The 13,139-nt window shown below is 62.4% G+C and carries 9 protein-coding genes and 1 pseudogene; 4 read left to right on the plus strand and 6 right to left on the minus strand.

The features are described from left to right. Positions 1-4: 4 nt before the first annotated feature. The 4 genes from ACSW29_RS16290 to ACSW29_RS16305 form a co-directional block, all read right to left on the minus strand. Positions 5-2,428: an ATP-dependent Clp protease ATP-binding subunit gene (locus ACSW29_RS16290; protein ID WP_448277716.1), complete on the minus strand. Its 2,424-nt coding sequence runs from the start codon at positions 2,426-2,428 to the stop codon at positions 5-7. 114 nt (positions 2,429-2,542) lie between these two features. Continuing rightward, on the minus strand, positions 2,543-3,058 hold the full coding sequence (locus ACSW29_RS16295; protein ID WP_317828673.1) for an Rv2253 family sensor-like surface protein: 516 nt from the start codon (positions 3,056-3,058) through the stop codon (positions 2,543-2,545). Between the two features lie 12 nt (positions 3,059-3,070). Further along, a complete protein-coding gene (locus tag ACSW29_RS16300; RefSeq protein ID WP_448277717.1) occupies positions 3,071-4,270 on the minus strand; it encodes an MFS transporter in 1,200 nt (399 codons plus the stop codon). Next, positions 4,267-4,713 (minus strand): NAD-binding protein, encoded by a 447-nt coding sequence (locus ACSW29_RS16305; protein ID WP_448277718.1) that lies wholly within the window; start codon positions 4,711-4,713, stop codon positions 4,267-4,269. Before ACSW29_RS16305 ends, ACSW29_RS16300 begins: the two co-directional genes overlap by 4 nt. Between ACSW29_RS16305 and ACSW29_RS16310 the strand changes: the two are divergent. Continuing rightward, a pseudogene (locus ACSW29_RS16310) lies at positions 4,660-4,911 on the plus strand (CGNR zinc finger domain-containing protein); the annotation flags it as partial. The gene ACSW29_RS16305 and the pseudogene ACSW29_RS16310 overlap by 54 nt on opposite strands. Before the next feature lies 1 nt (position 4,912). Here ACSW29_RS16310 and ACSW29_RS16315 read toward each other — a convergent pair. Next, entirely contained in the window at positions 4,913-5,521 is a 609-nt protein-coding gene (locus ACSW29_RS16315; RefSeq protein WP_448277719.1) for a TMEM175 family protein, read from the minus strand. A gap of 216 nt (positions 5,522-5,737) precedes the next feature. On the opposite strand from ACSW29_RS16315, the gene ACSW29_RS16320 reads away from it, so the two are divergent. The 3 genes from ACSW29_RS16320 (at position 5,738) to ACSW29_RS16330 (ending at position 9,417) form a co-directional block, all read left to right on the plus strand. Further along, positions 5,738-6,988, plus strand: a complete 1,251-nt coding sequence (locus ACSW29_RS16320; RefSeq protein WP_448277720.1) for an MFS transporter — start codon at positions 5,738-5,740, stop codon at positions 6,986-6,988. 16 nt (positions 6,989-7,004) lie between these two features. Further along, complete coding sequence (locus ACSW29_RS16325; protein ID WP_448277721.1) at positions 7,005-8,669, plus strand: amidohydrolase; 1,665 nt, start codon at positions 7,005-7,007, stop codon at positions 8,667-8,669. 97 nt (positions 8,670-8,766) lie between these two features. Next, positions 8,767-9,417: an LppP/LprE family lipoprotein gene (locus tag ACSW29_RS16330; protein WP_448277722.1), complete on the plus strand. Its 651-nt coding sequence runs from the start codon at positions 8,767-8,769 to the stop codon at positions 9,415-9,417. 92 nt (positions 9,418-9,509) lie between these two features. Here ACSW29_RS16330 and ACSW29_RS16335 read toward each other — a convergent pair whose 3' ends face one another. After that, a complete protein-coding gene (locus tag ACSW29_RS16335) occupies positions 9,510-12,965 on the minus strand; it encodes an indolepyruvate ferredoxin oxidoreductase family protein (RefSeq protein WP_448277723.1) in 3,456 nt (1,151 codons plus the stop codon). Positions 12,966-13,139 lie beyond the last annotated feature (174 nt).

The raw sequence follows: 13,139 nt of genomic DNA on the forward strand, positions 1-13,139 counted from the left end.
CCTCCTAGCTGAACACCAACTCGCCCTCGTCAACCGCGACGGTGATACTGCCGCCCTCTTCGAGGAGATCGTCGAGCAGCATGTCGGCGATCTTGTCGTCGACCACACGCTGAATCGAACGACGCAACGGGCGAGCCCCGAACTCGGGTTGATGCCCGTGCTCGGCAATCCAGTCCACTGCGTCGGCGGTGAACTCGATGTCGATGCCCTTGGACTGCAACCGCTTCCGGCTGTCGTCGAGCAACAGATCAGTGATCCGGTGCAGTTGCTCGGTGTCGAGCTTGCGGAAGATCACGATCTCGTCGATGCGGTTGAGGAACTCCGGCCGCATCGATTCGCGCAACCTGGCCATCACGCGGTCGCGCAGTGGCTTCTCCGCCGACTCTGCATCACCTGTGGTGAAGCCGAGTCCACCGGACTTGCTCGAGATGATGTCCGAGCCGAGGTTGCTGGTCATGATCACGACAGTGTTCTTGAAGTCCACCGTTCGACCCTGGCCGTCGGTCAGACGCCCGTCGTCGAGCACCTGGAGCAAGGTGTTGAACACGTCCGGGTGTGCCTTCTCGATCTCGTCGAGCAGGATCACCGAGTACGGGTTACGACGCACCTGTTCCGTGAGCTGTCCGGCCTCGCCGTAGCCGACATATCCGGGAGGAGCACCGACCAATCGGCTTACCGTGTGCCTCTCACCGAACTCACTCATGTCGAAGCGCAGCATCTTGTTCTCGTCACCGAAGAGTGTGGCAGCCAGAGCTTTTGCGAGCTCCGTCTTGCCGACACCGGTAGGTCCGAGGAACAGGAAGCTACCGACGGGACGATCCGGATCGCTCATACCGGTCCGGCTACGACGCACCGCACGCGCGATTGCGCGAACGGCGTCATCTTGCCCGATGACACGACCGTGCAGTTCCTCTTCCAGACGGCGCAGGCGATCTTTCTCTGCTTGAGTCATCTGGCTGGCCGGAATACCCGTGGCACGGGCGACAACTTCGGCGATCTGTTCAGCGGTCACATCCGGAGTTTCCTCGGAAGGAACCGAGGATCCTGCCTCCTCGAGACGCTTTGCGACGCCGTTGATCTCGTCACGCAGGGTCGACGCCTTCTCGTACAACTCGTCGGCGACGGCTTTTTCCTTGTCGCTCTCGAGCTGCTCGAGACGCTGCTGCAGCGCAGCGGTGTCCACCGTGGCAGTCTTCAAGCGAAGCCTGGCGCCGGCCTGGTCGATCAAGTCGATTGCCTTGTCCGGCAAGAACCTGTCGCCGATGTACCGTGCCGACAGCTCCACCGCAGCGGTGATCGCCTCGTCGGTGTAGTGCACCTTGTGGTGATCCTCGTACCGACTGCGCAGTCCGCTCAAGATGGCGATCGCGTCCTCGATCGACGGCTCCCCGACCTGTACGGGCTGGAAGCGCCGCTCGAGCGCGGGATCCTTCTCGATGTTCTTGCGGTATTCGTCGAGCGTGGTGGCGCCGACGATATGCAGTTCACCGCGAGCGAGCTTGGGCTTGAGGATGTTTCCGGCATCCATCGCACCTTCGGCGCCGCCTCCGGCACCGGCGATGGTGTGCATCTCGTCGATGAAGACGATCAGCTCGTCCTTGTGCGCGGTGATCTCGTCGATCACCTTGGTCAGCCGTTCCTCGAAGTCTCCGCGGTAGCGAGTACCCGAGACCATGCTCGAGAGTTCGAGCTGGACTATCCTCTTGCCCACCAACGATTCCGGGACATCCCCGTCGACGATGCGCTGGGCGAGACCTTCGACGATGGCCGTCTTGCCGACGCCGGCCTCACCCACCAGGACGGGGTTGTTCTTGGTGCGGCGGGAGAGGATCTCGATGGTCTGTTCGATCTCGTCGGCGCGGCCGATCACCGGATCGACGCCGCCGTTGCGTGCGCGATCGGTGAGATCGACGCCGTACTTGTCGAGCGTCGGTGTGGTGGACTCGTCTTCGACTGGACCGGCTGCAGGGTTCTGAACCGCTGCCTGCAGCTTCTCCGGCGTGATGCCTGCCGAAGCGAGCAGACGCCCCGGAACATGATCGGGGTCACCGGCCAATGCGATGAAGAGATGTTCGGGGTCGATGTACGTCGATCCCAGGGCTCGGGCCAGTTGATGAGCCTCGAGTAGAGCGGTTTTCACGGCGCTGCTGAGCGCAGGAGCAGAGTAGGCCCCCTGCTCACGGCCTTGTGGCAGCCGCAGGTCGACGGCGTCGACCACGGATTTCGGGTCGGCTCCGGCGCGCTGCATGAGCGTGCGGACCGGATCCTGCTCCGCCATGACGCGGAGAACGTGCAGTGCATCGAGATCCGAATCACCGCGAGCAGCCGCTACACGTGCAGCGTCAGCCATGAGTTGCTGGGTGGCCCTGCTCATGAGCCGGGAAATATCGATGCGACCGGGACCCTCGGGCCCGAAGAATGCTGGCATTCCGAAGCCTCCTTGCAGAAAGTTGAGCGTTACTGACTCAATTAACGTGCATGGGGCTCGATCAATTCCCGCGGGCTCAGATTTGTTTCAACACCTTCAGGACGAAGATCGTTCTCAACTGCCGAAAGATCCGGTAGATCGACCGACCGGGTACGCCTCGATGTGCATGATCACCGATCCCTCGCAGGGGCCACTCTTGATGTCGGTACGCCACGAACCTTTCAGGCTGCCATCGGGCTGAGGTGTGTAGTACGCGTCCGAGTGCGCCGGCGCCCACACCTTCGGCACACCCTCACCCTGGTAGCAATCCCACTCCCAGTCATAGGGGTGCACCCAACTGGTTCCGTCCCAGGTGTATTGCGCCGGCTGCGGCAAAGTCGGATTGGCGGGAGCCGGCCCGCCCACCACGGTGGCAACACACACTCCGCCCGAGCAGTCCGTCTCGAACGTGTACGTATCCGAGAAATCCGGCTCCCATTGGCTGGCGGCCAGACTTGTACCCGTCTTGGTCGCGGCGAAGCGCTTGAGCGAGTAATCACCGGACCAGTTCGCGTCCGCCGCCCCCGCGGGCATCGCCCCTGCTACCAACCAACCAGCAACCAGCGTGACCAGCACAAATGACTTCCGCATGCGTGAAGTGAATCACAAGCTATGTCCGATTTGTCGGATACTGGCCACAAGAACACCGATTACGATCAGCACCAACGCCACCAACGGCAACGCTCCCGCATCCCTGTTCGCCAGGACCAGTCCACCCACAACGCCGCCCGCTGCGATCGCCGAATTGAAGATCGTCACGAAAACCGATTGCGCAGTGTCCACAGCGTCGCCCGTCGTGTCGGCGAGCGCAGTCTGAAGGAGAGTGGGAGCGCCTCCGAATGCCACGCCCCATACCGCAACGCTGAGTGCGATCACTACGAAGCTGTCACCGCCGACGCCCAACGCCGTCAAAGCTGCGGCAAAGACCACCAAGCTCAGCACGGTGAGACTTCGAAGGGCCCGGTCGACAAACACCCCGACCACACCGATGCCCACGAAGGCGAAAAGTCCGAACGCGAACAAAACGATTCCCAACCGATCGCCGAAACCGATGCGATCCAGAAACGCCGCCAGATACGAGTACACGATGTTGTGCGCGAAGATCCACAAGAACGCGACAAACAGAATCGGTCGTACGCCCGGCAGGACCAGGACTTTCCGCACCGACAGCTGCCGATCCGCTTGTTGCCCGGGAAAGTCCGGCATCACCGTGAGTATCCATACGACCAGAAGTAGCGCAGCAACCGACATCACGGCGAAGACGACGCGCCAATCGGCCAGGGTCCCGAGCCACGCACCCATCGGAACGCCGATTGCCAGCACGATCGGCTGTCCGACGGAGGCAACCGCAACGGCCCGCCCCTGCAGGTGAGGGGGTGACATCCTGCGTGCGTACCCGGCAAGCAACCCCCACACCACACCTGCTGCCATGCCGGCCAGAAACCGAACACCCAAGGTGAGAACAAGATTCGACGACAGCGCTGTCACCAGATTGAAGACACCGAACCCCAGAATCGCCGACACCAGGACTGCGCGCCGCTGAAATCCACGAGTCAGAGCGATCAACGGTACCGCCCCGACGACGGAACCCAATGCGTATGCGGTGACCAATTGCCCTGCGCCGGAGACAGATACGGACAGCCCCGATCCGATCTGCACCAGTAGTCCGGCCGGCATGGCCTCAGTGGTGATCGCGATGAAACCCGCCATCGCGAGCGCCGACAACCCGGCCAGCGGCAGCGCCCGAGAGGAATCGGCCTCCTCCGGTGTCGAAGTCGCCGTCCTGTCCGAAGTCGAGCTCACCGCGTCGGGGTTTCGGAGCTGCCTTTGCCCGGCTCGCCGGAACGGACCAGTTCTGCAATCGACGCCCAGTCCATCTCGCCCTGACCGTTCGCCAGAGCCTGAGCGAGCACGCCTCGAAGTACGCCACCGAACGGCAAATCCAGATCGACGCTGTCGGCGGCGTCGAGCGCAAGCCTCAAATCCTTGAGGCCCAGAGCGGTGGTGAATCCTGCAGGCTCGTACTGACGCGTCGCGACGAGGTTTCCGTAACTGGAGTAGACCGGCCCCGGGAAGATCGTCGAGGTCAGCAGTTCTACGAGTCGGCTTCCGTCCACACCTGACCTCTCCCCCAATGTGATTGCCTCACCCAAGGATTGAATCGCAGAGAGGATGAGGTAATTGCCGACCTCGTCCTTCACGACGGCCGAGCTCTCTGGAAATCGACCGGAGGCAGTCCGATCCATGACGCCCTGTCGATCGTGGCAGCCGACGCGATCGCGGTACTGGGCGGCCCCGACCGCGACCGCGTCAAAGCATGCCAAGGCGACGGGTGCACCGGCCTCTACGTCGATACCAGCCGCGGCAGCAACCGACGCTGGTGCTCGATGAACATCTGCGGAAACAAGGCGAAGAAATCCGCGATGACCGCGTGTGCCGACTAGCTCATTTCACCTTCGCCGCCACTCGATCCCACAGCTTCTCGATCGGGGTCGACAGCAGGAGAAGCAGCAACGGGAAGTACGACGTCGCCGGGACAAGCACGCTGACGAGCAGTGCCACCACCATTATCAGGAAGGTGACGATCTCGGCCGTGAAATGCGGCTTTGCACTCTCTTCGCTCAACGACGGGTTGCGAACCAGTCCCCACGCGACCACCGCCAGGCACGCGGCGCTGGCAGCCATCGTCCCGATGTAGAGGGCCCTGGTTCCCAGGTCCGGGGACGGCGCTGCAACCAGCGCCGTCGGGAAGGGCAGGAACACGATGGTCAGTACCCACAACCCCAGTCCGCGCACAACCACCTTGTCTGCGTCGACCACAAAGCGAAGGAGTCGATGCTGCGACCACCACAGGCGGAAGATCACGAGAAAGCTCAGGGCGAAGGAGTAGAACTGTGCAGAGTGTTCGCGCAGCAGTTCCGACGTGGTTCCGTGGTGGTCGCTGGTCAACTCGACCAACGGCAGGACGAGCAGCGTGATCGCGATGGCAACTATCGCGTCGATGAAAGTGACGTAGCGCTCGAAGTAGCGGGTTCGTTCCGCGATCTCAGCCATTGCGGAAGCATAAGCCTCACAACAAGAAACAGACCGGCGACGCCACTGCGCGGGAGTCAGGATCCCGAAACATACTATTAACGAATCAAATTCGTTATACCTCTTGACCGAGCCCTCGGTCGTCCCCATACTTAACGAATCGCATTCATTAAGTGACTCGCATCACGCCATCAGGGGTCGGTTCCGCCACCCCCTTCAGGACTTGGGGTTGCCCTAGTGCCAAACAACGCTTCTGCGAATACGAAGTCAGACCGGGTTCCACTCACCACCAACCGTGGTGTTGCCGTCTTCAGTATCGGCGTCATGGGGTTCATCACCGCGAACCTCATCCCCCTGATGATCGTGGCAATGGTCGAGGACCTCGGTGTCACCGAATCTGCCGCCGGTGCAGTTCTGACCGCATCGCTGCTGGTCTGCGCGGTCACCTGCCTCGCCAGCACGCGGATCGCATCGGGTCCGCATCGCCATCTCCTCGGCCGCATCAGTCTGATCGCGATGGCGGCCGCATTCGGCGTCGCGGCCATCGCACCGTCGACGGCAATCGCGTGTGCCGCGATCATCATCGGCGGTGTCGGCGCTGGTGGAGCCGCATCCGTCGGTGGCGCGGCACTGGCCGCGCTCACGAACCCAGACCGGGCATCGAGCATCAGCGGGCTCGTGAACCGTCTCGTCGTCACAGCGGTCCTCGCTCTCATTCCCATCCTCGGCACACATATGACCAACGCCTTCGGCATCGTCGCAGTCCTGGCACTGGCTACCGCAGCAACGGTCACCTGGTTGCCGTCGTCCCCGGTGAAAGAGTCGCCGGAGACGGCGAAGTCCGCCAATGCGACCACAACTCTCCCCGCCGGGGTAAGCGCGAAACGACTCACTTTTGCCGGGACTGCCTTCCTCGCGATGCTCGCCGTCTGGGCGATCAGTGAGGACTCACTGTGGGCAGTACTCGGCATCATGGGTTCCGAGCACGCCGGGCTCTCGGATCAACAAATGAGTCTCGCACTGAGCGCATCAACGGCGGGTGGTGTGCTCGCGGCTGTTACCTTGACCGCGTTGGGTTCTCGGGTCAGTCGGACAGTATCGATCTCCGTGCTACTGATACTCGGGGCAATCCTGAAGCTGTCTGCCAGCCTCACCACCGATCCCACGATCTACCTCGCACTGGTCATCGCGTGGAACACGATCTACGCGGCCACGTTCATCGTCTTGGTTGCCATCTCGGCCGCGCTCGACGCGGCCGGCCGATGGTCCGCCCCACTGCTGGGTACCTACCTCATCGGCTCCGCGTTTGCGCCGTTGTTCGGCACTTCGGTGACTGCGAGCCTCGGGTATCCGACCTTCGGAGTCATCATCTCGGGGATCAGCTTCGTCTTGTTGGTCCCGTTCGCCTTGGTTTCCCGGCTCTCCGTGCGTACCGAGGGTGCGTATCGTCACCACAGCGCCGCCATCACTACTACCGTCATCGCGTAAGGATCACGTAGAAGTCATGAATGACAACATCACTCACTACCGCAACGGAAAGATCTTCACCGCTGCCGAGGACGGGTGGGCCGAATCGATAGTCGTCGAGGGCCAACAGCTCAGATTCGTGGGCGAAACCGTCTATGCCGATATCCTGGCTCCCGACGCCGAGGTGATCGACCTCGAAGGTGCCCTCGTGCTCCCCGGTTTTGTCGACGCCCATACGCATTTAGTCATGATGGGATTTGCGCTGCAGAAACTCGATCTCCTCGATGCCACCGATCTTGCCGACATTCAGTCCAGCATCCGGCAATTCGCGGAATCGAACCCGGACGCACCACGCCTGCTGGGTCGCAGTTGGTTGTTCTCCGCGCTGGACGGAGGGCACCCGACGCGAGAAATGATCGACGCCGTCGTGCCCGATCGCCCGGTGTACCTCGACGCCAACGACGTACATTCGGTCTGGGTGAACACTGCAGCACTGCGAGAACTCGGCATCGACGCGGACACGCCCGACCCGATCGGCGGTCGTATCGGCCGGGACCCGGACACCGGAGAAGCCACCGGAATGCTGTACGAGACGGCCATGATGCTCTACGTCTGGCCGAAACTGGCGGAGCTCGCATCCGACGAAGACCGGGACGCCGCCCTCTCGCTCGCGTTCCGCCACTATCTCGAGGACGGCGTGACCGGCACGGTCGACATGGCGCTCGGCGCGGACGAATTAGCCTCGCTGGAAAGAGCATTGGACGCAGGAGACGGAACACTGCCGCTGCGCGTCGCGGCTCACTGGCTGATGACCCGCGAGGACAACGAAGCCGACAACGTCCGACAAGTTCACGACGTGATCGAACTCCACGAGCGCGTCCAAGGTCCGTGGCTCCGTATCGCCGGAATCAAGATCATCATCGACGGTGTGATCGACAGCTGCACTGCCGCAATGAAAGAGCCGTACTCTGACGGCACCAACGCCGAGCCAATCTGGGATCTCGAGTCCTTGATCCCCGTCGTGACAGCCGCTGACGCCGCGGGTCTGCAGATCGCCATGCACGCGATCGGCGACGAAGCGTCGGAGATCGGTTTGACGGCACTCGAGTACGCGATCGCCGCCAACGGAGACATTCCCCGCAGGCACCGAATGGAACACTTGGAGTCGATCACACGAGACAACGTCGAACGGCTTGCCCGCCTGGGCATCATCGCCTCGATGCAGCCAGTTCACGCTGACCCTGCGATTCAAGAGAACTGGCAGGAGATGCTCGGCGACTACCGGGTGAATCGCGCGTACCCCTGGCCCGAATTCACCGAGGCCGGAGCGGTTCTGGCGTTGGGTTCGGACGCTCCGACGGCGCCTCACCCGCCGCTGCCGAACATGTTCATCGCCACCACCCGCCGATCCGCAATCGATCCGTCGCTTGCACCCAATCTGCCGAAGTACGCCCTCCCCCTCGCGGACGCGCTGGCTCACGCAACTCGTGACGCTGCCTACTCGTGCAGATGGGAAGATGTGACCGGCCAACTGGTTCGGGGTAAAGCAGCCGATTTTGTCGTGCTGAAACAAGATCCGTTCACCGAAGGGGTCGATTCTCTCCTGACCACGGAGATCGCGAAGACCGTGGTTGCCGGATCCGTGCGATACGACGCATCCGAAGTTGCGAACACCGGAGCCGCGAACAGCGAACCCCGATAGCCGATCGTTACCAGTTGTTCGATAACGCAAACGCATATCCCGGCGACAGAACGAAGGAGGGACTTGAACACGTGAACCCACACTCTCTGGAGGACGCATGCGCAGGAAAGCTCCGATTTCGGCCGCCGTCACTGTCTCTGCCCTGGCAACCACCGCCGCCCTGATCGTCGCCGGTTGCGGGTCGACCGAAGGAACACCTGAAGCGGCGGCGAGTTCCACGGCAGCCAGTTCAACGGAGTCGGCGACCTCGACGGCAAACGAGCCCGAGACGACGGTAACGAGCTCTCCCCCGCCACAATCGAACACCCGCACAAGCTCGTCAACGACGCCTGCAGTCCCGGCTTCAGGTCCCTGTCTCGACGTCGACTCCCCGGTCGTCACCGACGCAATCGGTACCTTGGGAACCGACGTCAACGGCGGCAGCTGGATACCGAGATCCGCGAGCGAGGAGCAGATCGGTAATTGTCCTGACCTGCTCTGGGTTTCGGTCGATGGTGACGGCGTGGGCGATGCGACGTATCAGTCACACGTCCTGTTCTTCCACGACGGAACATACCTGGGCACCGCTACCAGCGAGCCGTACTCGTACACACACGTCATCGACAGCAACAAGGATTCGGTATCCGTCCAATACCGTTGGCTGCTGGACGACGATGCATTCTGCTGCCCCCAAGGCGGACCGAACATAGTGAACTTCACGTGGAACGGCAGCGCCGTGGTTGCCGACGGCCAGTTCCCGCCCTCCTGAACCTGCCCGGGTCCGAGTAGGCCTGAATACAACTGTGCCCCAGTGACAAGGTCACTGGGGCACAGTCTTCTTCGATCTACTCGCCGGCGCTCCTACTCACCGACACCGAGTTCGCGCAGGCGAGTCTTGTACAGCTCGATGTTGCCGAGCTTGATGTCCTCGTAGCCGCGAACCACGTCCGGCAGTGCCGCGATCTCGACGGCGCGATCGTATCCGTCGGTTGCGAGCGTACGAGAGAGATCAACGATCATGGCCTCGTACTCGGCGAGCAGTTCACGCTCGACCTTGCGAACGTGCATGTAACCGAAGGGATCGAGTTTGGTACCGCGAAGCTTCTTGCCCTTGGCCAAAACCTTCAGTGCAACATGCGACTTGGGCCCGAGACCGATCTTCTTCTTGCGGCCCATCACTCGGAGGATCGGGGGGTGGAGCTTGTAGGTCAGGTTCTCCCCGGCCGGCACCTGCGACTTGACGTCTTCGATGAAGGCAGGATCGACCAGCATGCGAGCAACCTCGTACTCGTCCTTGTACGCAGTGAACTTGAACAGGCCGCGGGCAACCGCTTCGCTGAAGTCGGTCCGCTCGGTTGCGGCACGCTCGGCGGTCCAGACTGCCTGAACCTGATCGATGTAACGCTGGGCGATCTTGACGGACTGGAACTCGATGAGCTGCGCCGCACGCAGTTCCACCAGTCGCAGGGTTTCACCGGTGAAGGTGGTTCCGGCGAACATGTGAGCCGGTGCGACAACGGGTTCGCGGACAGACTTGGCCGGCGTGGTGACGGCCGAGAATGCAGCGGTGTCGGCAATTGCTGCGCGACCCCAACGGAATGCTGCGATGTTCGCTTCCACGGCAACGCCGTTGATGCCGATCGCTTCTTCGATGGCCTCGGCCGGCAGACGAAGTCCGCCGCTCTGGTAGGCCGCACCGATCAGCAGGAAGTTGGCGGCTGCGGTGTTACCGAACAGTTCCTGCGCCGCGGCGAGGGCGTCAAACGAACGCAGGGTGCGCGACACCTTGTCGAGACGGGCGAGGAGTGACGTCTCCTCGGGGTAGCGAACAGCCTTGTCGTAGACCATGTCTCCGGTCGGCGTCTGCGACGTCGACGCGATGGAGACCGTCTTCTCGGCGTTACCGTAGTCGAGGTTCTTGTTGTCCGTCGCGGTCAGCAGGTCGAATGCGACGATGCAATCCGCACTGCCCGGGGTGAGGCGGTTGGACGGCTCGAGCGCGCTGGAGCTGAAACGTAGGTGCGAGACAACGGGTCCGGCCTTCTGGCTCAGTCCGATCTGGTCAAGGCTCTCCACCTCGAGGCCGGCGCGCAATGCCGCAGTGGCGAGCACCTGGTTGACGGTCACGATGCCGGTTCCGCCGATACCTGCCAGGAAAACGTTCTGCGTGGTGGTGAGCGGGCCGAAATCAGGATCTGCGACGACCGGCGGGACGGGACGTGCGGCCTTGGGAGCCTTCTTGCCCGGTACCAGTTCGACGGTCACGAACGACGGGCAATCTCCGTCCATGCAGGTGTAGTCGGTGTTGCAGGACGTCTGATCGATCTTCGTCTTGCGGCCGTACTCGGTGTCCACGGGCTGGACCGAGAGGCAGTTCGACTTGACGCCGCAGTCACCGCACCCCTCGCACACTGCCTCGTTGATGACGACGCGAGTGTTGCGAGTGGGCAGCGTGCCGCGCTTGCGCTGACGACGAGCGTCGGCCGCACAGTGCTGGTCGTAGATCAGCACAGTGACGCCCTTGATCTCGCGAAGCTCCTTCTGAGCCTCGTCGAGGCGATCGCGGTGCCAGAGCTTGGTTCCCTTGGCCAGTGCACGCTTGTTGTGACGCGAGGGCTCGTCAGCGCAGATGATGATCTGCTTGACGCCCTCGGTGGTCAGCTTGTGGCTGAGTTGAGCAACGGAGAGGGCACCTTCCGCGTCCTGTGCACCGGTCATCGCCACTACCTCGTTGTAGAGCAACTTGTAGGTGATGTTCACGCCTGCAGCGATGCACGCCTGGACAGCCAACTGACCGGAGTGGAAGAAGGTGCCGTCGCCGATGTTCTGGAACAGGTGAGGCACGTCGGTGAACGGTGCCTGCCCGATCCACTGGCTGCCCTCGCCGCCCATCTGCGTCAGACCGGTGACAGCGCTGTCCTCACGGCCGGACATGGTGACGAGTGTGTGGCAACCGATTCCGCCGCCGCCGATGGAACCCTCGGGGATAGCAGTGGAACGGTTGTGGGGGCACCCGCTGCAGAAGTACGCGGTTCGCTTGGCGGAGAGCACGTTCAGCGACAGCGGGGCCGGGAGGGTGCGCTTGAGCTCGACGTGTGGCTTGAGTACGCGGCGCAACGGGCCGAGCAGCCGACCTGCGGTCAGTTCACCGCTGGCAGGCATGAGCAGACGGCCCTGGCCGTCACGCTTGCCGATGATGCGTGGGGCATCGTCGGTGCCGTACAGGACTTCCCGGATCTGCGCCTCGATGAACGCGGTCTTGTCCTCGACCACGACGATCCGCTCGAGGCCTTCGGCGAACTCGCGAACCTTCTCACCCACAACGGGATAACACATGCCGATGCGAAGGAGACGGATCCCGGCGCGGTGCAGCGCGGCGTCGTCGACACCGAGGTCTGCCAGCGCCTGCCGGACGGAGTCGAAAGTTGTACCGGTGGCGGCGATACCAATCTTCGCACCGGAGGGGTTGACCTCGATCACATCGAGATTGTTGGCAGTTCCGTACGCGTGCACGAGATCCCATCGCGGGCCGTACAGATCGGCCTCGGCGATGACACTGTCCGGCGGCGCGGCCATCTGACGCTGCTTGTAGACGAAGGGCTTGCCCTCGAACTGCACCTCCGGAACCACGATGTCGAAGTCCGCGATGCTGCCGTCGATCGTCCAGGCACCGTCGGCGACGTCGGCGACGATCTTGAGCGCCACGACACAACCGGACACACGCGAGAGTGCAACAGCGTGCATACCCATCGTGATGATCTCTTCGGCATTGCGCGGGAACAGAACCGGCACACCCATCGCGGCAAGCGAACGCTCACTGACGGCAGGAACCGTAGATGACTTCGACGCCGGGTCGTCGCCCACCAGCAGGACGACGCCACCCTTGGGGTTCACGCCGTACATGTTGGCGTGGCGAATGGTGTCTGTAGCGCGGTCGACGCCTGGGCCCTTGCCGTACCAGACACCGGTCACGCCGTCGTGGGTCGCGGTTCCTGCAGGGAGGTCCGTCTGGCTTCCCCACACCGCGGTGGCAGCAAGTTCCTCATTGAAGCCGGGGATGAAGGTGATGTCGTGCTCCGCGAGCACCTTGGGCATCCCGTGAAGCATCTTGTCGACGCCGCCAAGGGGGCTGCCCTGGTAACCGGACACGAAGGTGGCAATACGCTTACCTGCTCGAATGTCGCGAACGTGCTGCTCGACGAACCCGCGTGCAATTGCCTGAACACCGGTCAGCAACACCGGTCCCGATCCCGACCGGTACCGATCATCGAGGTCATAGGGCTTGGCCTGGGCTACGCCCGACACCAGTTCAGTCATCGTGGACCACCGTTCCGTCTGCAGTGCATTTCAACTACCGTGCATTCTCAACAACCGCGTAACTCGATCTGTTCAGATGATCGTGGTCGAGGTATGTGAAAGCGTCAACAGAGGCTCGTTCAACTATTCAAATTGACAATTTGTGAGCCAAATCACGTGACCTAGGTCATCGAA

It is taken from the genome of Rhodococcus sp. GB-02 (assembly GCF_053470465.1).

Coding starts and splice junctions, on each gene's coding strand:
- ACSW29_RS16290 (WP_448277716.1), bottom strand. CDS start 2,428: ATGCCAGCATTCTTCGGGCCCGAGGGTCCCGGTCGCATCGATATTTCC.
- ACSW29_RS16325 (WP_448277721.1), top strand. CDS start 7,005: ATGAATGACAACATCACTCACTACCGCAACGGAAAGATCTTCACCGCT.
- ACSW29_RS16295 (WP_317828673.1), bottom strand. CDS start 3,058: ATGCGGAAGTCATTTGTGCTGGTCACGCTGGTTGCTGGTTGGTTGGTA.
- ACSW29_RS16335 (WP_448277723.1), bottom strand. CDS start 12,965: ATGACTGAACTGGTGTCGGGCGTAGCCCAGGCCAAGCCCTATGACCTC.
- ACSW29_RS16305 (WP_448277718.1), bottom strand. CDS start 4,713: ATGGATCGGACTGCCTCCGGTCGATTTCCAGAGAGCTCGGCCGTCGTG.
- ACSW29_RS16315 (WP_448277719.1), bottom strand. CDS start 5,521: ATGGCTGAGATCGCGGAACGAACCCGCTACTTCGAGCGCTACGTCACT.
- ACSW29_RS16330 (WP_448277722.1), top strand. CDS start 8,767: ATGCGCAGGAAAGCTCCGATTTCGGCCGCCGTCACTGTCTCTGCCCTG.